A 22211-nucleotide genomic window follows, 5' to 3' on the forward strand; every position below is an offset into this window, starting at 1 on the left:
TGCCCTTTCCGCGCTGTTCTGTACGTTTCGCACTATCATGTCCTCATGAGCGAGATCGCGATCACGGAAGCCCGGGCGCGGCTGGCGTCCATCATCGACGAGGCGCGGGAAGAGCCCGTCTACCTCACCCGACGAAACCTCCCGGTGGCGGCTGTCGTCGATGCCAGCCTGCTGGAGCGACTCCTCGAAGATGCGGAGGAGCTGGCCGACATCCGCGCGGTCGATGCCGCCTGGGACGAGACCGCGCAACTCGACGAGACGCCGATCCCGTGGGAGGAGGTGAAGCGGGACCTCGGGCTCGTGCCGTGACCTACGACGTCCAAGTCCTGCCTGTCGCCGTGCGGGCGATCCGCAAGCTCCCTCCCGAGGCGAGGCGACGTATCCAGGCCGTCATCGAGGTCCTCTCCGAAGACCCACGGCCCCCCGCGGCACGCAGGCTCACCGGCCGACCGGAGTGGCGGGTGCGGACGGGGGACTACCGGGTGCTCTACCGGATCGAGGACGGGATCCTGACGGTCGTCGTCGTGCACGCCGGCCACCGTCGCGAGGTCTATCGCTAGCGATCGCGGCGGCGCAGGCGGCGCAGCGGCGCGGAGAGGCGGTGCCAGAGGGTCGGCGCGGACTCCTCGTCCTCGGCGGGAGGCGGGGCGACGGCGAACTGGACGAACTCCTCCGCGCCATGGTGCACGACGCGATAGAGCGCCGTGCCGATGAGCACTCCGAGCGCGATCGACATGACGGAGACGAGGGCGGCGGTGAAGTCGGCGAGGCCGTTGTCGGTCGCGACCGCCTCGGTGAGTCCCACCAGCCCGGCGGCTCCGGGCACCAGCAGCCAGAAGGCCGGGAGGAACGTGAGCTGCGACGGCGCTCCGTGACGCAGCCCGGCGATCCAGAACACGACCGGCGTGACGGCGACCGCGCCGACGAAGCCGCCGACCGCCGGATCGATGAACTCGGTTCCCGCCCATTGGCCCAGGTATGCGACGACCAGGGCGAGCAGCACCCACCCGAACGTGGACGGCGGGGAGGAGAAGTGCAGATAGTTGCCGAGCGCGAACACGAGGATGCCCAGCATCGGCACCCACCAGGGGAGGTACGAGGAGGAGGCGTCGAGGGCCTCGTACGAATCGCTCGAGACGCCCACCACGGCGCCCGCGGCGAGGATACCGAAGGCGAGGAGCGCGAGCTGCACGAACCCGTAGATGAGGCGGGAAGCACCGGAGATCATCTGCCCGGCGGCGAGCTCGACCGTCGCCGTGGTCAGCACGCCGCCGGGGAGGAAGGTGACCAGCGGGGCGATCAGGAGGCGGATCGGGTCGCCGATCTCGATGACCTCCGCGAGCAGGAACACCGCAGCCGCGCACACGAAGGCGGCGGCGATGGGCATGACGAGCTGCAGGGTGGGAGAGCGCACGAGTTTGAGCAGGCCGATCCCGAATCCGAGCACGAACGCGACGAGGGCGCCCTGCCAGGTCGGTGCGAGCAGGAGGGCCAGGCCGGTCGTGAGGATGGCGTGGCCGAGCGTCCGGGTGAACCAGCCGAGGCGCGGACGCATCGCACCGATCTCGTTGAGTCGCCGGATGCCGTCCAGCGGGTCCACGCCGCCGGTCTTCGCCTGCGCGATGAGGTCGTACAGCGCGGCGATCTGGTCGAAGCGGAAGGAGGCGTTCGTGGCCGAACGGATCGCGACCCGCTGCTCCTCCGCATCCCCCGTCTCCACGATGATGATCGTCGGCAGGACGACGAAGTCGGTGCCGTCTCCGCCGGATGCCGTGGCGACCTCGGAGATCGTGTCGCGGATGCGGTCGACGGACTCCGCCGACGCGTTCATGCCCTGCGCCAACCCCAGCAGGAACTGTCGCAGCGCCGACCGGTCGACGACGTCGGTCATGTCACCAGAACAGGAACGACAGCGCCACCCCGACGACGATGGCCGTGCCGACGTAGACGAGGTTCGGCAGCTGGAACGAGTGGTCGAAGACGAACTTGCCCATCTTCGTCGTCCCGGTCTGGTCGAACGCGACCGTGGCCACCTGGCTGCCGTTGGCGGGCAGCGTGTAGATGCCCATCGCCGCCGGCCACAGCCCCACCAGCAGGGAGGCGGGCAGCCCGATCGTGATGCCGATCGGGACGATCGCGTTCGTGGCGCTCGATTGGCTGGTCGTGAGCATCGCGACCGCGAACAGCGCCAGCGCGAACAGCAGCGCTCCGAGGAAGGCGGAGGATCCGGAGACCACCGAGCCGAGCCCGTCGACGATGAGGGTCTGGTTCGCGGCGACGAACGTGTTCGCGAGCCAGGCGATGCCGAACAGGGCGATGGCGCCGACGATGCCCGCGGGGAAGGTGGACTGCTTCGGCACGTCGGCGGCCTTCACCTTGCAGAACACGAAGATCAGTGCGGCGATGATGCCCATGACGACCTCGATGATCACGGTGACGCTCAGGCGCAGCGGATCGCCGTCGTCATCGGTGCCGATGACCGGACGGAGGTTCTCGAACAGGCCGAAGAAGACGATCACCGCGACGCCGGCGAGGAACAGCGAGGCCGAGAGCACGGCGGTCGCCGGGAGCTTGTTCTCGTGCGCGTCGACCACGGGCGGCTTGATCTGCCCCTCCGCCAGGCGCTTCTGGTACTCCGGGTCGTCCTCGAGGTCCTTGCCGTGGCGCATCATGACCAGCGCGGCGACGAGCAGGCCGGCGATCGAGGCCGGCCACATGATGAGGAGCAGGCCGCCGAGGTCGACGCCCTGCGGTGCGAGCAGCACGACCATCGATGCGGTGGCCGCGGAGACCGGAGAGCACAGGATGCCGACCTGCGAGGCGACGGCCGAGACCGACAGTGCCCGCTCCGGCCGGATCTTCTGCTGGTACGAGACGTCGTAGATCACCGGCAGCAGCGGATAGAAGATGTTGCCGGTGCCCGCGCCGACCGTGAAGAGGAACGACATCGCCGGTGCGAGGAACACGACGGACTTCGGCCGTTTGCGGATGACCTTGGCGGCCACCGACACCATCCAGTCGATACCGCCAGCGGCCTGCATGGTCGAGGCCGCGGTGATGACCGTGATGACGATGAACACCGCGTCGACCGGGGCGTTGCCGGGGGCTTCCCCGAACACGAACACGAGCACCGCGACGCCGACGAGGCCCCACACGCCTAGGCCGATCCCGCTCGTGCGGGTGCCCATGAAGATCGCCAGGACGACGACGATGAGCTCGGCGACGAGGATCCAGACGCTGTCGTTCACGACGACGGCCCCTTCACGATCGGCGCCGATCCGGTGAGGACCTCCACCGGCAGCTCGGTCTCGACGATCCCGCCGTCGACCGCCTCGACCTTCAGCGCCAGCGGGTTCTCGACCGGGCTGACCGCGGTGACGAACTCGCCGTTCTCGAAGTGCAGCGACTGGAGATTGCCCACCGCATAGCCGGTGGACAGCTCACCGCTGAGGAGCGAGGCGTGGAAGAGGGGCCGGCGCTGGTCCTCCGCGTCGTAGTGCGGGCAGAAGCTGCCGTGCAGGAAGCCGAGACCTTCCGGGAGCACCTGCAGCGTGGGCCCGTAGCTGTCGGTCGTGCCGCCCTCGAACCAGCAGATGCCGCCCGCGCTGCCTCCCGTGAACACCACGTTCGAGTCCGGGTCCTCCCACATCTCGCGCATGATCACGTCGAGGCCCTGACGTTTCCACACGTCGAGCATGTTGGCGGTGTTCCCGCCGCCGACGTGGATGACGTCGAAGCCCTTCACGAAGCCGGCGAGGTCGTCGACCGCGCGGTGGAACAGCGGCAGGTGGTGCGGCGCGCATCTGTCGGAGTCGTACGTGGAGTAGAAGCTCACGATGTAGGCGGTGTCGTCGCCCGTGGCGGTGCCGACGAAGAGGACCCGGGGCCGCTCCTTGCCGGTGAGCTTCAGGATGTACTCGTGCGTCGGATCGTTCCGACGTTCCATCATGGCCTTGCCGGCCCCGGTTGCGACGACGTGCGACATGCCCCCACCTCACTGTCGGATGTGAATGCGCTCAACCTAGCGTCGCGCCGTCACCGCCGTCCAGAGCGGTCACCCGGGCCGGGTGAATCCGGGCCGCTCAGCCGAAGATGCGGGCCGTGCCGACCAGGCCTTCGAGGAGGGCGGCCGTGCGGGCGCGCGGACCCTCCGGCGCGATGCCGAGGACGCGGGCGAGCTCGAGGGCGAGAGCGGCGTGGCCGACCGCGCTGGGGTGGAACGGGTCGTTCATGAGGCCCCACGGCACGCCGCCGTTCCCCAGCTCCGCGAAGTGCGCGTGCTGGTCGACGAGGATCACGTCCTCCGCGGCCGCGACCTGGCGCACGGCCTCGGCGAAGTCGGCGATCCGCGCCCGCTCCGGCGCATTGCGGACGTCGATGGCGGGCGGCGTCTGGAGCACCGGGATGGCGCCGAGCCCGCGCACCCGGCGCACGAAGTCGTGCAGGGAGGCGGCGTAGTCGTCCGGCGAGATCACCGGTCGCGGCCCGCCGTCCGAGGCGTCGTTGGTGCCGACCATGAGGGTGACCACGTCCGGCTGCCAGCCGGCGACCCGACGCTCCCAGTCGTCGAGGATGTCGACGATCCGGTTGCCGCTGATCGCGGTGTTGAGGACGATGTCGCGGACGCGCTCGAGCTCGCCCCTGATCAGCTCGTGGAGGTGCTCCGGGTAGCTGCGCCCGCCCTGCGTGTGCACCAGGCCATGGGTGATCGAGTCGCCGGTGATGATCCAGTTCAACGGCGCGGGGTCGCGGAGGGCGGCGGCGAGGCGGCCCAGGTCGGCGGAGGCGGTGGCGGGGGAAGCGGAGGGGGCGATCGGCACGCCTCAGAGCTTATCCGTCGCCCGCCCTCTGCTTCGCGCGAGAGCGTAATGCCCCGGCGCCGTCCCCGTCCTGTTTCCCGAGGGGCGCGGCTGGACGCGTGAGCGCGGATGGGATCCGCGGTCCAGGACGTCGTCGGATCCCCACCCCGACGGCGTGGAGAAATCGAGTCCCTCGTGCGGCGGGCTGCTCCCCCGGCCCGCCGCACCTCCCGTGTCGTCGGCCGTGCGCAGCGGACCCATTCCGGAACGCCGATATACGCGTGGCTCCGGAGGCGTGTGATCGGCCGCGCGGGGAGTACCGTCATGGGCGGCCTGTTCGAGGGAGGGGAACCTTGCGGGCCGGGGGAGAGGTCCGCGGCATCGCCGCGGGCGGAGGATGCGACGCCGCGCGGAGGGGAGACGCGTGCGGCGGGCATGGTCGGGCTCCGCGATCCTGCGGAACCCGCGTAGTACGTCGGGCCCCGCCGTGTCTCATCTTCGACCGTGCCCACGTCGCGTGTGCACGGCTGTCACCGGAGGAACACATGCTGACCCACTCGCCACCCGTCCGACCCCGCTCGGGACGAAGAAGCCGGATCATCCGCCGCGTCGCCGCGGGCGCCGTGATCCTCGGCGGTCTCGTCGGGGCCGTGCTCGCGCCCCTCGCCGCGACGGCGGCACCGCCGTACACGACCCCCGCGACGGTCGAGTCTCTCGCCTTCACGGAGACCGCCGTCGCGAGCGGCACCAAGGCCGAGCTGACGGGAGCCTGGTCCTTGCCGGACGATCCCGTCGCGCCCGCCGGGTTCGTCGTCGAGCTTCCCGAGGGGCTCCGCGGGCTGCCGGACGCCTTCCCGTTGCTCGACGCTGCGGGTGGAGAGGCGGGGCGCTGCGTGACGACGGAGACCCAGCTCGTCTGCGACATCGACAGCGCGTACGTGGCGGAGCATCCCGTGGGGCTCTCCGGCGCGTTCTCGTTCTGGGCGACCGTGACCACCGAGGTGACCGAGACCACCACCGTGACCTACGACTTCGGCGATGTCACGGCCTCCGTCGATGTGAAGCCGGACCCCTTCCTCTGCACGACCGACTGCGAGTTCCGCGGTCGCGAGGACTACAAGAGCGGGGAGTACCAGAACGGCTCCGACACCATCGCGTGGGACGTCGCCGTCGGCGCGGGGGCGAAGGGCATGGTCGCCGGTCAGGAGGTCGTCGTCACCGACGTCATCGGCCCCGATCAGGAGCTCCTGCGCGAATCCGCCGCCGGTGAGCGATACCCGTCGCTCTGGGTGGCCACCGGTCTGCAGACGCTGGCCAGCGGGCTCGTCGTGCCGGGGCCGATCACCGAGGTCCCCGCCGCGGATTACACCGTCTCCGCCGACGGCACGACCGTCACCTTCACAGCTCGCGAGGGCGCTTTCTACAACGTGCACTACCTCTCGCGCGTGACGGACGACGGCGCGGCCGGCACCTACCGCAACGCCGCCGAGATCCGGGTGGGCACCGAGACGTCGTCCACGGTCACGTCCGAGGTGACCCGCCACGGCGGCTCGGGGACGGGGAACGGCACGCGGGTCGGGCGTTTCTCGGCGCTGAAGACCCTCGCCGGTCCGGCAGCCGCGACCGAGCGGATCCCCGCCGGGACCCGATACGTGCTGGAGTACGCGTATCCGGCCGGCTCCGGCTTCCCGGCAGGCGCGGGCGTGCTGACGCTGGAGGCGGGAGCGCCGGTGACGAGTCCGGCGCTGCCGGTCGGCGCGGAGGTCACCGTCCGGGAGCGCGCGCCGGAGCCCGTGGGGGGCACCGCCTGGGGCGCGCCCGTGATCAGCCCGGAGCGGTTCACGGTCGGCGCCGAGACCGTCGTCGTGCGCGTGCAGAACCCGGTGTCTGTCGTGCCCACGCCGTCGCCGTCGCCGTCCACGTCGCCGTCGCCGTCCACGCCGGCGACGCCGGGACACGCGCTCGCCTCGACCGGCGGGGAGATCGCGACCGCGGGAGCACTCGCCGGGGTGCTGCTGCTGGGGATGGGAGGTGTGCTGGCGGCCGCGCGACGCGTACGCCGCGGGAACCGCTGATCCAACGCGCCGGGCGGGGTGCGGCCGACATCCGTCGGCCGCATCCCGCATCGGCGCGAGAACGCACGGGCGAGGTCCGTCACCTCGCCACAGATGCCCTCGGGGGAAGGGAACACCATGAGTGACGAACGCAGAGACGACGAGAGGGAACGCGACGCCGACCTGCTGGACCGGGTCCGCGGCGGGGATGAGCAGGCGTATGCGGAACTGTGGGAGCGATACGCCCCCGCCGCCGCCGCCGTGGCTCGCAGCTACTGGTGGTCGGCCGACGCCGACGACCTGGTCGCGGAATCGTTCACGCGCATCTATCAGGCGATCCAGGCGGGGAAGGGGCCGACGGCCGCGTTCAAGCCGTACCTGTTCGCCACGATGCGCAACCTCGCGATCAGCTGGGGTCGCGCCCGCCGCGAGGTCCCCATCGAGTACATCGAGGCGGTGGAGGACCCGAACAGCACGGATGCCGCGGCGGACGCCGATTTCGACGCGTCCCTGGTCTCCCAGGCCATCCTCGCCCTGCCGGAGCGTTGGCAGGACGTGCTGTGGTTCGGCGAGGTCGAGCACCTCTCCATGCAGGAGATCGGCAAGCGCCTCGACATCAGCGAGCGGGCGGCCGCGGTCCTCGCCTTCCGGGCCAGGGAGGGACTCCGTCAGGCCTGGATCACCGCGCACGTCACGGCCCGGCCCCCGGCGTCGCGGGAGTGCCAGTGGACGATGGGGAAACTGGGGGCGCACGCCCGTCAGCGGCTCACGCCTCGGGACACCGCTCGTGTGCACGGCCACCTGGACGAGTGCGACGACTGCCGAGCCAAGGCCGAGGAGGCGCGTTACGCCAGTTCGCGCATGCTGTCGGTCCTGTTCCCCGCGGGCATCGCGGTGGGGGCCGGTACCCAGATCTGGCAGTCGCTCACCTCCGCGGGGCTCTCCGCGAGCGCGGCTCCGCTGCCCTCCGCGATCGCGACCCCCGTCGCGGGCCTGGCCGCGGCGAAGGCCACCGTCGGGATCGTCGCCGCGGTCGCCGCGACGACCCTCGCCGCGACCGTCGCCGCCACGGTGGTGGGCGGCACCGCGGTGGTCGCGGCACCGGCCGCCAGCCAGATCGTGACGTGGACCGTGCCGACGCCGACGTCATCGCCCTCGGCGGCCCCGGCCCCGGAGGCCACCCCCGTCGAGACCGCGCCGCCTCCGGCTGAATCCGAGCCGTCGGCTCCGGCGGCGCCCCCCTCGGAGCCGGCACCGGACCCGGTCCCCGAGGCGGCCGTGCCGAGTCCTCCGGTCCTCATCGACGTGCCAGGACAGGTCTCGCGCACCGACCTGCTCTCCGTCACCGTGGCGTGCGAACCCGGTGCCGACCTGACGGTGTCGGCCTACGGCGCCACCCTCGCGGCGGGGACGTGCGCGGCGAACGAGCGGTGGCAGGCGAGCTTCCTGGTCGACGCGTACCCGGTCCCGGCGGGGACCGCGGTGACCCTGAGCTTCGCGCAGTCCAACATCGCCGGAGTCTCCGGGGCCGCGACGGCCGAGGTGGTCATCGTGGATTGATTTCGGAACCGCGCGTAATCACCCCTGCGCATCGCTGTCCTGTAGGAGTCCGCCATCTCCGGAGACCAGCGGATGAAGAGATCGAGATTGGAATCACATCGCCATGAGGAAACGATCGGGCGCCTTCGTGCTCGGACTGCTACTCGCCCTCGGGGCCGTCGCTGCCGCCGCACCCGCCACCGCCGCGACGGGAGCGGCGACCATCGTCGACGCGAACACCGGCAGGTTCACGCTGTCGGACGGCACGATCGCCACCGCCACCCTCACCGGCGGCTCTCGCATCTTCGGCGGCGAGGGCAAGACGCTGAGCTCCTGGAGCGGCACGGACGCGATGTACGCCGCGGGTGTCTCGGCGAAGGACCTCGCGACGCTCGACGTGCACTCGAAGGCGAACTGCGGCACGGCGTCGCGGTGCGGCGAGGGACAGCTCACCATCACGTTCGACCGCCCCGTCGACGATCCCGCCATCCACATCGCCGAGTTCGGCGCGGGGACCGGCAGTACCGGGCTCGGCGGGATCTCCATCGCGGACGGCATGCGTTTCGCCTCCGCCGACGGCGGCGCCACCCGCGCGGTCGTCTCCGACGGCGCGACCTTCGTGGACGCCGGCGACGGCTACGTCCGCGGCGACCTCCGTATCTCCTGCGTCGCGGCCTCGCGCCCCGGAGGCTGCGGGAGCTTCACCGTCCCCGGTACCGGGATCACGCGCATCGTCTTCGACGTCGCCCGCTTCGCCCTCGGCGGCGTGCAGACGGCCGCGACCGACGGCTACGCCCTCGGGATCACGGCCACCGCCACACCGGACCCGCAGCTCGCTGGTCTCTCGATCGCGAAGGTCGTCGACAAGGCGGCGGCCGCGCCCGGCGACGCCCTCGACTACACCATCACGGTCCGGAACACCGGCGAGGCGGAGGCCCGGCAGGTGCCCGTGACCGACACCCTCCCCGCCGGGCTGCGTGAGGTGACGGCCGATCAGGGCGGCGTCGTCGCGGACGGCACGGTCACCTGGACGATCGACGCTCTCCCTGCCGGCGGCACGAGCACCCTGCACGTCCTCGGGACGGTCGATCGCGCGGGTGCGGGCAGCACGCTCGTCAATCGCGCCACGGTGCAGAATCCCGCCGGCGTTCCGGCCGAGACGCCCGCACCCACGTCGGCGACGCCGTGTGCGGACGACGCGGGTGCCGCCTGCGCCGCCACGACGGTCGCCGCCCTGCCGGCGTTGTCGCTCGCGAAGACGGTCGACACGCAGGTCGCCGGCCATGATGAGGTGCTGACGTACACCCTCGTCGTCGCCAACGCCGGCACCGGGCCGGCGACCGACGTCCCGGTGACTGACCTCCTGCCGCCGGGCCTGACCGCTGTCTCGGCCGATCAGGGCGGCGTGGTCGCCGACGGCACCGTCCGCTGGACGCTGCCCGAGGTGCCCGCCGGGGGCGAGGTCGCGCTGCACGTGACCGGAACCACCCCTGGGGGCCTGGACGAGGCGCAGCTCCTCAACCGTGCCACCGTGCAGAACCCTGCGGATGCGCCCGCCGGGACACCGGCGCCGACCGTGACCACCCCGTGCCCGGACGACCCGCAGCAGGCGTGCGCCCTGACCGCGGTGGCCGCGCTCGCCTCGCTGGAGATCGACAAGACCGTGGCCCAGTCCGCGGCGGTCGCCGGCTCCATCCTCGACTACACGATCACCGTGTCGAACGTCGGACCCGGCACCGCGACGCAGATCCCCGTCGTCGACGACCTCCCGGACGGCGCCCGGTTCATCGCCGCGTCGACCGGCGGAGTCGCCGTGCAGGACCGCGTGGGCTGGGTGGTCCCGGAGCTCGGCCCCGGGGAGTCGGCCACGATGACCCTGCGTGCCCAGCTGCCGCGCGATGCGGAGGGCACCATCGTCAACCGCGCCACGGTCGCCTACGACGAGTCGATGATCGCCGGTCTCCGCGCGGCCGCGGTCCAAGCCGGGATCACCGTCCCGGACGACCTGTCCGGCCTTCCCCCGCTGCCGCCGCTCGCGGCGACGCACGCCTGTGCCGACGACGCGCAGTGGTCGTGCGTGGCGACCGTCGTCCGCGCTCCCGCCGCGGCAGGACTCGCGCAGACGGGCGGCACGCCGCTCTCCCTCCTCCCCGCGATCGCGCTGCTGGCGGGTGGGGCTCTGCTCCTCGTCGTCTCCGCGCGCCGCGCGACCCACCGATAACCACTGATCGCGTCAGCCACGGGGGACCTCCCTCCGAGGGCTGATTGAGGTACCCAGAAATGCACTCCACACCGTCCGCTTCGTCCGTCTCGCTGCCGAAAGGCTCCGTCATGATCGTCTTCGGGACCCGTCCCGAGATCATCAAACTCGCCCCTCTCGTCCGCGAACTGGGCGACGCCGCGTACGTCGTCCACACCGGGCAGCACTACGACCCGGGCATGTCGCGGGTGTTCCTGCGGTCCTGCGGGATCGAGCGTGTCGACCTCCAGCTCCACGTCGGGGGTCTCCCGCGGGCGGCCCAGATCGGGCGTGCCGCCGAGCAGATCGCCGAGGCCATCACGCGCTTCGAACCGCGGTACGTCGTGGTCCAGGGCGACACCAACGCGACGTTCGCCGCCGCGCTCGCCGCGAACGCGGCGGGCGTGCGTCTCGGGCACGTCGAGGCCGGGCTGCGGGCGAACGACCGCCGGATGCCCGAGGAGCACAACCGGGTGATGGTCGACCACATCGCCGACGATCTGTTCGCCGCGACCGAGGCGAACCGCGCCAACCTCCTCGCCGAGGGCATCGACGAGGAGCGCATCCTCGTCACCGGCAACCCGGTGGTGGAGGCGGTGCGTGCGCAGCGCGCGGGGGCCGACGGCGACGCCGAGGTGCTCGCCGAGCTCGGGCTCGCCCCCGCCGGGTACGTGCTCGCCACGCTGCACCGCCAGGAGAACGTCGACACGCCGGAGAGCCTCCTGGCCACCCTCCGGGCGTTCAATGCCATCGCGGCATCGGGGTGGCCCGTCGTGTTCCCGGTGCACCCCCGCACGAGGGCGATGCTCACGGCGCTGGACGCCACGCACCTCCTCGACGCCCTGATCGCCGAGGAGCCGCTCCCCTACGAGCGGTTCCTCGCGCTCGCCGCGCACGCGGCGCTCCTCGTCTCCGACTCCGGCGGTATCCAGGAGGAGGTGACCGTGATCGGCCGCCCCGTCCTCGTCGTGCGGGACTCGACGGAGCGGCCCGAGGCCCTGGGGTCCTTCACCGAGCTCGTCACCCCGCAGGAGCTCGCTCCCGCCGCGTCCGCCCTGCTCGGCGCGATCGAGCCGACCCTCGCCCGGTTGTCCGCCCTGCCGTCGCCCTTCGGTGACGGTCACGCCACCGCGCGGATCGCGGCGCACATCCGCGCCACCGTCTCGCCCCGCCCCGAGGAGTCCTGATGTACAGCAACGCACTGACCACCCCGCTCGCCACGGTCGGCGTCCTCGCCGTCACCGGGCCGGAATCGATGACCACCTGGGTGATGGCGGCGGGCATCGCGGTGACCGTGGGAGCGGGACTGCTCCTGCGCACCCGGCTGCTGCGCCGGTCGGCGCCAGTCCGCCGCCCGATCCGCCGGAGCACCGCACCGGAAGGCGACCCCGGGCAGGGGAGGACGCCCTGATGCTGCCGGTCCTGAACGCGTTCACCGTGCTGCTGGGCGTCGCCTTCGTCACGTACGTCCTGTTCATCCTCATCCCGTACCTCCGCTATCCGAAGACCGTCCCCGGTGACCCTGCGCACTTCGAGTGGCACTTCTTCATCCCGTGCCGCGACGAGGAGGCCGTGATCGACACGACCGTCTCCCGAGCGCGACGGGACTTCCCCGGCGCTCACGTCTGGGTGATCGACGACGACAGCGAGGATGCCACGGCGGCGATCGTCAGCCGATGGGCCGAGGACGACGAGCACGTGCACCTCGTCCAGCGCCGACGGCCCCAGGCTCGGACGGGGAAGGGCGACGCGCTCAACGCCGCCTATCATCAGCTCCTCGACTGGCTCCCCGCCGATGCCGACCACGACGGGATCGTCATCGTCGTCATCGATGCGGACGGCGAGATGGAGCCCAACGCGCTGGAGATCTGCGCGGCCGACGACATCTTCGGCGACGAGAGCGTGGGGGCCGCGCAGATCGCGGTCTGGATGAAGAACCGGGACGACCCGAAGCCCTACCCGCACGGCGGGCGGTTCGCCAACGGGTTCGCGCGATTCCTGCTGCGGATGCAGGATCTGGAGTTCCGCACCACGATCGCCGCGATGCAGTCGCTCCGGGCGAAGACGGGCACGGTCGGGCTGGGCGGCAACGGCCAGTTCACGCGGCTCTCCGTCCTCGACGCGATCGGCGACACCTTCGGCGAACCGTGGCACGGCGCCCTGCTCGAGGACTACGAGCTGGGCGTCCACGTCGTCCTCGCGGGCTACCAGGTGCGGCACGTCTACGACACGCACGTGAACCAGGAGGCGCTGCCCTCGATCCGTCGTCTGCTCACGCAGCGCACCCGGTGGGCGCAGGGCAATATCCAGTGCGTCAAGTACATCCGCGAGGTGGTGAAGTCGCCGTTCGTCGACAACGCCGGCGTGATCGAGACCGTGTACTACCTCGTGCTGCCGTTCCTCCAGATGCTCGGCGGCCTGTCCTTCCTCATCCTCTTCAGCGTGCAGGTCGGCTGGTGGGTGCGGGAACCCGAGCTCTTCCAGGTCGCCCTTGGCGACATCGTCGGCGTCCTCGGGCTGCTGTTCGCGTTCTCCGTCGCCCCGTTCGCGGTCTGGGGGTTCGTGTACAAGATCCGCTGCGAACCCCAGGCGAGCTGGCTGACGGCACTGGGGTGGGGTCTCGGTGTGTGGCTCTACGTCTACTACATGTACATCTGCATCGCGCGGGCCTTCCTGCGCATCGCTCGGCGCAAGAACGGCTGGGCCAAGACACGCCGCAATGCGGAGGCCCACGTCGTCGTCAACGGATCCGTCGCCGTGGAGGTCTGATGAGCACCGTCACCGAAACCCTGCCCGCCCTCCGCGCCCGCCGACTGGATCGGGTGTCTCTGCCGAACCGCGCCGCGCGCGTGGTCATGGCGCTGCTGATGCTCGCGGCGGGCGGAGCGCTCCTGGCGGCCAACGCCTCCTTCCGCGCCGTCGAGGCGGTCGTCGCGACCTGGCTGCTCTCGCCGTTCGTCGAGGGACAGCGTGCCGCCATCGGCGAGCACTACCTCGTCTGGACCCCGACCGGCGACCTGATCGCCCTGCAGATCACGGTCGAGTGCACGTCGTTGCTGATCGGCCTGCCCCTCACCGTGGTCGCCGCGGTGATCCTCGCCTTCACCCGCGTGCGGTGGAGCCGGCTCTTCGGCGGGCTTGCGGCCATGTGGGGCATCGTCTTCGCGGTCAACATGCTGCGGCTCGTGCTGATCGGCTGGGCCACCCAGACCTGGGGTCTCGATCCTGGCTACAAGGTGAGCCATGTCTTCGTGGGGTCGCTCGTCGGCGTGCTCGGCTACGTCGTCGGACTCGTCGTCATGCTCCTGATCATCGGCGTCCGTGCACCGCAGCGCCGGTATACCCGTCGTCCGCGGGCGTAATCGACCCTCTGCCCCTCCGTCTCATTCGCGGCGAAGCACTCTGCTCGTCGTGTCCACATCAAGAAAGAGGCTTCATCATGAAGAGCATCCTCAAGACCGCGTGCAGCGCCGGTGTCGGCCTGCTGATCGTCGGGGGCTCGCTCCTCGGCGCCCAGGGGGCCATGGCCGCCGACGAGCCGGACTCCCCGAGCACCACGTCGAGCGGTGGGGTCTCCTCGGTCCGCAGCACGGAAGACGTCGACGGTCAGGCCTCGACGCGGGGCTACCTGGGCCGCGCCACGCAGACGGCGCAGACGGGCGTGACCCCGGGGTCGGAGATCAAGGAGGGCGCCATCGTGCAGCTCGTCAACGACGAGCAGATCGACGGCGTCTACAAGGTGATCCTGCCCGTGCCGGCGCACACGACCTTCGTGTCGGCGACCGCCGGGGGTCAGCTCGTCGGAGGCAACGTCGTCTGGACGTTCAACGTCACGCACGACGGCGGCACCAGCATCGTGACCCCGATGGCGACGTTCACCGTCGACGCCGACTACTGGGGTCCGCAGATCACCAACAGCGCGACCGTGCTCTACACCGGCGGCGTCTTCACCGACGACCACCGCTTCACCTACAACTACGGCCACACCTTCGCCGAGCGTCCCCCGGTGCCCGTGGCCGACCCGGCCGTCGGGCTGGCCGGAGCCGGTGTGATCGCCGTCGGAGCCGCGGGCGCGTTCGCGCTGCGCCGTCGTCCTTCGGCGACCCGGTGACGGGCGCCGGACAGAGACGGAGGACGAGAGACCTGTGAAGAAGACATCCTTTCTTCGGGGTGCGCTGACCGTGGGGGTGCTCACCGCTCTGGCGGCGGGCGCCCTCGCGGGTGCCTCCGCCGCCTCGGCGGCCGACGTCAACGGCTGGAGCGGATCGGGAGACACCCGCACCGCGTCGGCCGCCGGCGCGACGGCCCGCATCACCACCACCGACAAGGTGCAGATCAAGAGCTCGGGCGACGTCGTCAACCTCGCCACGGTCCGCGACGGCGGGGAGCTCGGGCTCAACGTCATCGGCCTCAACGAGGGATACCCCTGCAAGAACGGCATCGAGTGCGTCCGCGGGAACGTCGTGATCGACTTCGGCCAGCAGGTCACGAACCCGAAGATCACCCTCGCCAACCTCGGCGGTGACGTCTACTCCATCGGCGGCGTCGTGCAGTCGTCGGCGAAGTACACGCTGAAGACCTCCGGCGTGAGCCTGAGCAGCGTGAGCGGGAACCTCGACGTGACGTCGAACACGATCACCTCGACCTCCTTCGCCGCGAAGACCGGTACCGTCCAGGTCAACGGCACGGTCTCGAAGGTCGAGTTCCAGCTGAGCATGCGTTCGAAGGGCGCGTTCCTGGGTCTCGTGCCGTCGTGGACGAAGGTGCCGAGCGACCTGCACAGCATCGACATCGACGTGGACAAGCCCACGGCGCCCGCGCTGACGGTGGACAAGAACGACCACCGCGACACGGCCGTGATCGGCGACCAGCTCTCGTACGACATCGTGGTGCGCAACACCGGCACCGGTGCGGCGAGCAACGTCGTCGTCAGCGACGACCTGCCGGCCGGGCTCACCGGGATCACCGCGGCGTACACCGCCGGCACGACCGGGACGGTCTCGGTCACCGGGCAGCGCGTCCAGGGGACGATCACGTCGCTCGCTCCCGGGGCGTCCTCGACGATCACCGTGAAGGCCACCGTCGGCGATGCGACGCCGATCGGGAACCTGCGCAACACCGCGTGCGCCGTGGGAACCTCCACGAACCAGGCGTGTGACTGGGATGACACCACCATCACCACGAAGACGACGCCGGTGCTGACCATCAGCAAGAACGACGGTCAGGGTGACGTGAAGCTCGGTCAGGACCTCACGTACGACATCGTCGTGCGGAACACCGGAGACGGCGCAGCCACGAACGTCGTGGTCAGCGACCCGCTCCCGGCCGGTCTCGACTTCGTCTCGGGCAGCGGTCCGTCGGGAGTGACGGTGAGTGCCTCCGGGCGCACCGTGACCGCCAACCTCGGCACGCTGGCACCAGGGCAGTCGGTCACGCTGAAGGTGAACGCCAAGGTCAACCAGTCGGCTCCTCCCGGGGCGCTGACCAACCAGGCGTGCGCGGTCGCCGGGAACGCGGCGAACGTCTGCGCGACCGACACCGACACCGTCAAGCGCGAGTTCTTCCAGTACACGTTCAACTCGAACCCGACCGACCCGACGCCGGGTCAGGCCGTGACGTACCGGATGGAGTTCGGCAACAACGGCAACGTCGACTCCGCGAACGCGGAGATCGCGTACACGCTGGCCGGCATCCTCGACGATTCCAGCTGGAACCCGTCGAGCGTGACGGCCAACCGGGGCACGGTCACCGTCAGCGGCGACAGCATCGACTGGAAGGGACCCCTCGCCTCGGGTGAGACGGTCGTGATCACCTTCACCGGTGTCTGGAACGGCAACGGCGACGGCTTCGCCTTCCCGAACGTCAGCTACTACGGCAGCGCGCGCTAGCCGACACTCAGGCGGACGCGCGGGTGCAGGCCCCTCCTCTGGGGGTGGCCTGTGCTCGCGCGTTCGCCTGTTTCCGCGCGTTCGCCTGTTTCCGCGTGTGTGCGGGGTCTCAGGCACTCGCGCGAGGTCAGGCAGCCACGGGCGGTGTCGCCTGTTCCTGCGTGAATGCCTGTTTCGGCGTCAGTCCCGGTCGGCGCGACTGATGAGGTCCATCAGCTCGTCGAGCGTGTCGACGTCGATGACCTCGGTGCCGTCGGGCTCGCGCACCTCGATGCCGTCGACCTCCAGCTCCTCATCGAGCTGCACGAGGATGCGCGACTCCGGGAACTGCTTGGGGGCGACGAACGCGAGCAGCACGGCATCCGCGAACACGACGACCGAGGTGGCCTCGAGGTCGTCCCGCAGGTCGATCTGTTCGACGACGGGCTCGTCCTCCACCGCATCCTCGATGTCGAGCGCGACCTCCTCGACGATCGCCCGCCAGCGCTTCTCGCTCATCGAGAGCACGCGCGCGATGGCCGCGACGAGCTCGTCGGGATCCAGGTCCTCCGCGGTCTCGTCGCCCTCCAGCTCGGGGTCGACGTTCACGTTCACGACGGTGCCGGCCGCATCCAGGCTCGCCCGGCCGTAGACGAGACCGTTCTCGGAGACGGGGTCTTCGAGCAGACCGCTCTCGACGATGCGGGACAGGAGGAGATCGAGCGCCATGCTTCCAGTCTCGCGCATCTCGCCCGCCGTGGGCCCTGGTTCTTCCGCGACCGGAATCCCGGACGCGCGTAATCGATCCGCCCCCGCCGCCTCTTGTTCACCGGACCATCCCGACTCGACGGCCCCCGGCCGCGTTCGAAAGGCAGGCTGCTGTGATCCGTCGTCCCCTCTCCCGTGGCATCGGCGTAACGCTCGCCGTCGGTGCTGCTCTCGCCCTGGCGATCCCGTCGTCGCCACTCCCGGCGGCGGCGGAGGTCGCCCCCGACGCCCCGGCCCTGAACTGGGTCGTGAACACCGCCCCCGGCGGTCCGAGCGAGGAGACGCTGCGCGCGGCCGTCGCCGACGCGGGAGGGACGCTCCTGATCTCGTACCCGGAGATCGGCGTCGCCGTCATCCGGGCGCCCGAGGGGGAGTTCGCGGCACAGCTCCGCGCTCAGCCGTGGGTGCAGTCCGTCGGCCCCACCCGCACGTCGACCACGCCGGACCGCCTCCCCGAACCCGCGGTGTCGGCAGCGGGGGTCACGGAGGAGCCCGAGACCATGCCCGCCGAGGGCACCGCGTGGGACACGGTCGCCGTCGGCGCGACGACCCCGGGCGGCGCGGGCGTGGTCGTCGGGGTCGCGGACAACGGCATCGACGCGGGACATCCTGACCTCGCCGACCGCATCGACCCCGCGCTCTCCGTCGGCTGCGGAATCAACGGCGTTCCGGACACCCGGCCGGTCGCATGGCAGCCGGCCGCGGGGCTCGTCGGAGCCCACGGGACCCACGTGGCGGGGAGCATCGCCGGCGCCGCGAACGGCTCCGGCATCCGCGGGATCGCCCCGGACGCGCGCGTCGCCGCCATCAAGGTCGACAATCAGACCGGGCACATCTACCCCGAGGCGAGCATCTGCGCCACGATGTGGGCGGTCCGGCACGACATCCCCGTCGTGAACCACAGCTACTTCGTCGACCCCTGGTACGTCTGGTGCGCCGGGGAGGAGACGCAGTCCGCCGCGCTGGAAGCCCTGCGCCGCACGTACGCCTATGCGCACGAGCAGGGCGTCGTCAACGTCGCCGCCGTGGGGAACGAGAGCCAGGACCTCGCCACCATGACCACCGACGTCCTCAGCCCGGACGACGGGGCCCCGGAGCCGCGCTCGGTCGACTCATCGTGCCTGAAGGCCCCTGCCGGTCTGCCGGACGTGATCTCCGTCGCGGCCGCCGATCAGGACGAGACCAGCGGCGCGGTCGTCAGGGCCGGGTTCTCGAACTACGGAGCGGGCAAGATCACCGTCACCGCCCCCGGAGTCGTCTGGTCCGCGGTGACCCGCCAGGACGACGGCTCGATCTACGCCCTGTTCCCCGGTACGTCCATGGCCTCGCCGCACGTCGCGGGGCTCGCCGCTCGGATGCTCGCGGCGGATCCGACGCTCACTCCCGACGAGGTCACACGTCGCATCAGGGCCACGGCCGACGGTGTCGCCGACGAGGGACCGGATCGGGTGGGCGCCGGACTTATGGACGCCGACATCGGCGCCTCCGTCCCCGCCGTCGGGGTCTACTCCCGCGTGGCGCTCACCGGCCAGCCCTTCCGGGTGACCGGCAGCGGACATCCGCCGCGGAGCACCGTCGAGCTCCGCATCGGCTCGAGCATGGTGCCGGTGCAGACCGATGCGCAGGGACGGTTCGCCACCGTGTTCCCCCTCCCCGCGGATGCTCCGGCCGGCCCGAGCACGCTGATCGCCGGCGAGGCCAGGGCTCCCCTCGTCATCCGCACCTCTCCGGCCACGCCGACCATCCTCGCCCCGAGGGCAGGGACCACCGTCGCCGCGACCACGACGACCATCTCGGGCACCGGCGTCCCGGGATCGCGCGTCCGCGTGGACGTGCGCGACGGGGAGCTCACGCCGTTCCTGCGCTTCGTGACCGTGCGCGACGACGGCACCTGGACCGTGAATGCGCCGCTGACGCAGGGGACGTACGAGGTCGTGGCCAGGACGATCGTCGGCGGCGACACCTCGGCCACCACCGCGCCGGTGCGGTTCTCGGTGCACACGAAGTCGGCGATCGGCTACTCGGTCGAGCTCTCCCCGCAGCCGGGGGCCGCGCACGACACGCTCATCCTCCTCGACCTCGCCAACGCCGGGGCAGCGGGCGGACGGGCGGTCGTGGACATCGATCTCACGGCGTTCGCGGATGCCGAGATCCCGGTGCCGACGGTGGGCGAGGTCGAGCGGACGGCTCGCGGGCTGCGATGGACCCTTACGCTGGACTCGGCGGAGAAGGCCCAGCTGCAGATCCCCGCGACCTCCGGCGACGAGCCCGCCTTCCCGGTGATCGCTGTCCGATGAGACAGGCGGTCACGCTGGTTCAGGCGCTTTGTGGAAGCGACAGCCTGAACCGGCGTGACGGCCTGCGTGTCAGAGCCACCTCTTGTACTTGAACACCCCATAGAGCCCGACCGCGAACGCGGCCATCGCCCCGATCGCCATCGGATACCCGAACGCCCAGTGCAGCTCGGGCATCACGTCGAAGTTCATGCCGTAGACGGTGCCGACGAGCGTGGGCGCGAAGATGATGGCCGCCCACGAGGAGATCTTCTTGATCTCGTCGTTCTGCGCCAGACCCGCCTCCGAGTGCCGCCGGGCGACCAGCGCCGACTGCACCGTGAGGGCGTTCTCGAGGATCGCGCGGAACGAGTCGACGCGCTCGTTCACGCGGATCGTGTGGTCGAGCACGTCGCGGAGAGAGCGCTGCAGCTCCTCGTCGATGCGGTACTTCTCCGACCCGCGGCGCAGCCACTCCAGCATGCCGCTCAGCGGGTGCACCGCGCGCTGGAAGTTGATGACCTCGCGGGAGAGCTCGTAGATGCGGCGGGAGAGGGCGTCGTCGTCGCTGTCGCCGAAGAGCTGGTCCTCGATCTCGTCGATGTCGTTCTCCAGGCCCGCCACCACGGGCTCGTACTCGTCCACGACCTCGTCGAGGATCGCGTAGAAGACAGCCTCCGGTCCCATCGCGAGCAGCTCCGGGTTCGCCTCCATCCGGCGGCGGACCGCGGCGAGGTTCGGCGACTCCGCGTGGCGGATCGTCACCACGAAGTCGGGGCCGATGAACAGGTGCAGCTCCCCGAACTCGATCGACTCCTCCTTGTCGCGGTAGCGGGCGGGGCGCAGCACGGCGAAGAGGGTGTCGCCGTAGCGCTCCACCTTCGAGCGCTGATGCCCCGAGAGCGCGTCCTCGACGGCGAGCGGATGCAGATCGAACTCGCGGGCGACGGAGGCGACCTCTTCGGGACTCGGTCGGTACAGGCCGATCCACGCGATCCCGCCGGCGGCATCCAGCATCCGGTAGGTCTCGTCCAGGTTCTTCGGGGTCTCCACGCGACGTCCGTGGACGTACACGCCGTTGTCGATGAGCGCCATGATGCGGCTCCGTTCTCGCGGGCGCACGCAGACGCTTGTCTCGCGTGCGGATTCGTCAGGGGGCGGGAGACGCCGCCGATGACTGCGAGGCGAGAGGCGCGGACGCGGAGCAGGAGCTCAACGCGTGAGTGCGGGGAAGCGCGACGCAGCGAGGGCGGCGTCGTTACTATCGTCGGACATCGCCATCACCGCCTTTCCGTGCTCCTCCGGGGGCCAGCTTACCCCTCCGTTTCGAATCGCCCGAATGGCCCCATTCCGGCCTCAGATGCCACCATGTGCGCGATTCGAAAGGTCAGGGGACGATCGCATCGATGTAGCCGCCATCGACCCGGACGGCGGCGCCCGTCGTCGCCGAGGCGAGCGGGGACGCGAGGTACGCGACCATGTTCGCGATCTCCTCCGGTTCGATGAGCCGCTGCAGCAGGGAGTGGGGGCGGTGCACGCGCATGAACTCGCGCTGCGCCTCCTCCCACGGCAGCTCCGGGTCCACGAGCGAGTACACGAAGTCCTCCACGCCGCCGGTGTGGGTCGGCCCCGCGAGCACCGAGTTCACGGTCACGCCCGTGCCGGCCGCCTCCTTCGCGAAGCCCCGGGACACGGCGAGCAGCGCGGTCTTCGACATCCCGTAGTGGATCATCTCCGCGGGGATCACGACCGCGGAGTCGCTGGCGATGTCGAGCACCCGACCCCAGCCGCGCTCCGTCATGCCGGGCAGGGTCGCGCGGATGAGCCGGACGGCGGCGAGCACGTTCACGTCGAAGTACCGGCGCCACTCGTCGTCGGAGATGTCGAGCGCGGGGGTGGCCCCGAAGATGCCGAGGTTGTTCACGAGGATGTCGACGTCTCCGGTGGCGGCGAGCACCTGGGCGGCGCCGTCTTCCGTGGTGACGTCGCCCGGAGCAGGGACGAGGTTCCGGTCCGGGTTCTCCTCCTGCAGTGCGGCGACGACCGACGACACGGTCTCGGGGTTCCGGCCGTTGACGGCGACCCGTGCGCCCGCATCGGCGAGGGTCGTGGCGATGGCGAGCCCGATGCCCTGGGTGGAACCCGTGACGAGGGCGGTCTTCCCGGCGAGGTCGATGCGCATGTTGTCTCCTCCGTGTCGCTGCGACCTCCGGTGCAACGCCCGCAGCGCCGGTTTCATGCCCGCCCGCTCGCTCCGGGACGCGAGGGCCTGGGACTCCGGCATGCGCGCACCGTCCCCGTGCGGGATGGGAAACGGGCCGCCTGGGTGATTCGGAAGGCGCGGGTGTGATCTCCCACCGAGAGTCGGGGACGCCCGTGCGGGACGGGAAACGTCCCTGAGGAGGCGGAGGGGGGAGCGTTTTCGATCCCGCGAGGGGGAACTGGGGGCGCGGAGAACGGTGCGGGATGGGAAAGGTGCCGGGAAACGGCTGGGGAGGTGCAGGAGTGATCCCGCGCGGTGGGGGGGGCGGGGACGGCGGAGGAACGGACGGAGCGCAGCCCAGATCTGGGACGCGCGTGCGGGACGGGAAACGTTCCTGAGGAGGCGGAGGGGGGGGGAGCTTTTTCGATCCCGCGAGGGGGAACTCCGGGCGCGGAGAAGGGTGCGGGAC

19 protein-coding genes are annotated in these 22211 nt (G+C 71.0%); 12 read left to right on the forward strand and 7 right to left on the reverse strand.

Features of this window, described 5'->3' with window-relative positions:
* Positions 1–45: 45 nt before the first annotated feature.
* Positions 46–309, forward strand: coding sequence for a type II toxin-antitoxin system Phd/YefM family antitoxin (locus CJ226_RS05290; protein WP_062637494.1), 264 nt, complete (start codon positions 46–48; stop codon positions 307–309).
* The gene (locus tag CJ226_RS05295) at positions 306–560 is read left to right on the forward strand and encodes a type II toxin-antitoxin system RelE/ParE family toxin (protein WP_062637492.1); all 255 of its coding nucleotides are present in this window, start codon (positions 306–308) and stop codon (positions 558–560) included. Before CJ226_RS05290 ends, CJ226_RS05295 begins: the two co-directional genes overlap by 4 nt.
* On the opposite strand, the gene CJ226_RS05300 is transcribed toward CJ226_RS05295, so the two are convergent.
* The 4 genes from CJ226_RS05300 to CJ226_RS05315 all read right to left on the reverse strand — a co-directional run bounded on the left by CJ226_RS05300 (position 557) and on the right by CJ226_RS05315 (position 4820).
* Positions 557–1891, reverse strand: coding sequence for a threonine/serine exporter ThrE family protein (locus tag CJ226_RS05300; protein ID WP_102208529.1), 1335 nt, complete (start codon positions 1889–1891; stop codon positions 557–559). The genes CJ226_RS05295 and CJ226_RS05300 overlap by 4 nt on opposite strands.
* 1 nt (position 1892) lies before the next feature.
* A complete protein-coding gene (locus tag CJ226_RS05305) occupies positions 1893–3248 on the reverse strand; it encodes an anaerobic C4-dicarboxylate transporter family protein (protein WP_102208530.1) in 1356 nt (451 codons plus the stop codon).
* On the reverse strand, positions 3245–3985 hold the full coding sequence (locus tag CJ226_RS05310) for a peptidase E (protein WP_102208531.1): 741 nt from the start codon (positions 3983–3985) through the stop codon (positions 3245–3247). The genes CJ226_RS05305 and CJ226_RS05310 overlap by 4 nt, the downstream gene beginning before the upstream one ends.
* A gap of 97 nt (positions 3986–4082) precedes the next feature.
* A complete protein-coding gene (locus CJ226_RS05315; RefSeq protein ID WP_257996526.1) occupies positions 4083–4820 on the reverse strand; it encodes an SGNH/GDSL hydrolase family protein in 738 nt (245 codons plus the stop codon).
* Between the two features lie 524 nt (positions 4821–5344).
* Here CJ226_RS05315 and CJ226_RS05320 point away from each other — a divergent pair.
* The 9 genes from CJ226_RS05320 to CJ226_RS05360 all read left to right on the forward strand — a co-directional run bounded on the left by CJ226_RS05320 (position 5345) and on the right by CJ226_RS05360 (position 16519).
* Positions 5345–6874, forward strand: coding sequence for a DUF5979 domain-containing protein (locus CJ226_RS05320; protein WP_102208532.1), 1530 nt, complete (start codon positions 5345–5347; stop codon positions 6872–6874).
* 117 nt (positions 6875–6991) lie between these two features.
* Entirely contained in the window at positions 6992–8413 is a 1422-nt protein-coding gene (locus CJ226_RS05325; RefSeq protein WP_180964540.1) for a sigma-70 family RNA polymerase sigma factor, read from the forward strand.
* A gap of 103 nt (positions 8414–8516) precedes the next feature.
* Positions 8517–10613: a DUF11 domain-containing protein gene (locus CJ226_RS05330; RefSeq protein WP_102208534.1), complete on the forward strand. Its 2097-nt coding sequence runs from the start codon at positions 8517–8519 to the stop codon at positions 10611–10613.
* Positions 10614–10723: 110 nt separating this feature from the next.
* Positions 10724–11818, forward strand: coding sequence for a non-hydrolyzing UDP-N-acetylglucosamine 2-epimerase (wecB, locus tag CJ226_RS05335; RefSeq protein WP_257996527.1), 1095 nt, complete (start codon positions 10724–10726; stop codon positions 11816–11818).
* Positions 11818–12042 carry an LPXTG cell wall anchor domain-containing protein gene (locus CJ226_RS05340; RefSeq protein WP_102208536.1) on the forward strand — a complete coding sequence of 75 codons (225 nt, stop codon included), beginning with the start codon at positions 11818–11820 and terminating at the stop codon, positions 12040–12042. The genes wecB and CJ226_RS05340 overlap by 1 nt, the downstream gene beginning before the upstream one ends.
* On the forward strand, positions 12042–13400 hold the full coding sequence (locus CJ226_RS05345; RefSeq protein ID WP_102208537.1) for a glycosyltransferase family 2 protein: 1359 nt from the start codon (positions 12042–12044) through the stop codon (positions 13398–13400). Before CJ226_RS05340 ends, CJ226_RS05345 begins: the two co-directional genes overlap by 1 nt.
* Positions 13400–13993 (forward strand): exosortase/archaeosortase family protein, encoded by a 594-nt coding sequence (locus tag CJ226_RS05350; protein ID WP_102208538.1) that lies wholly within the window; start codon positions 13400–13402, stop codon positions 13991–13993. Before CJ226_RS05345 ends, CJ226_RS05350 begins: the two co-directional genes overlap by 1 nt.
* Positions 13994–14070: 77 nt before the next feature.
* The gene (locus CJ226_RS05355; RefSeq protein WP_102208539.1) at positions 14071–14742 is read left to right on the forward strand and encodes a hypothetical protein; all 672 of its coding nucleotides are present in this window, start codon (positions 14071–14073) and stop codon (positions 14740–14742) included.
* A gap of 34 nt (positions 14743–14776) precedes the next feature.
* The gene (locus CJ226_RS05360) at positions 14777–16519 is read left to right on the forward strand and encodes a DUF11 domain-containing protein (RefSeq protein ID WP_102208540.1); all 1743 of its coding nucleotides are present in this window, start codon (positions 14777–14779) and stop codon (positions 16517–16519) included.
* Positions 16520–16699: 180 nt separating this feature from the next.
* Here CJ226_RS05360 and CJ226_RS05365 read toward each other — a convergent pair whose 3' ends face one another.
* On the reverse strand, positions 16700–17227 hold the full coding sequence (locus CJ226_RS05365) for a hypothetical protein (protein ID WP_025104159.1): 528 nt from the start codon (positions 17225–17227) through the stop codon (positions 16700–16702).
* Positions 17228–17379: 152 nt separating this feature from the next.
* Here CJ226_RS05365 and CJ226_RS05370 point away from each other — a divergent pair, with 152 nt between their 5' ends.
* Positions 17380–19563, forward strand: a complete 2184-nt coding sequence (locus tag CJ226_RS05370; protein WP_102208541.1) for a S8 family serine peptidase — start codon at positions 17380–17382, stop codon at positions 19561–19563.
* 69 nt (positions 19564–19632) lie between these two features.
* Here CJ226_RS05370 and corA read toward each other — a convergent pair whose 3' ends face one another.
* Positions 19633–20634 carry a magnesium/cobalt transporter CorA gene (corA, locus tag CJ226_RS05375; RefSeq protein WP_025104158.1) on the reverse strand — a complete coding sequence of 334 codons (1002 nt, stop codon included), beginning with the start codon at positions 20632–20634 and terminating at the stop codon, positions 19633–19635.
* Between the two features lie 292 nt (positions 20635–20926).
* Positions 20927–21721, reverse strand: coding sequence for an SDR family NAD(P)-dependent oxidoreductase (locus tag CJ226_RS05380; RefSeq protein WP_102208542.1), 795 nt, complete (start codon positions 21719–21721; stop codon positions 20927–20929).
* Between the last annotated feature and the right edge of the window lie 490 nt (positions 21722–22211).

The sequence above is a fragment of the Microbacterium sp. UMB0228 genome, from assembly GCF_002871415.1.
Taxonomy (GTDB): domain Bacteria; phylum Actinomycetota; class Actinomycetes; order Actinomycetales; family Microbacteriaceae; genus Microbacterium.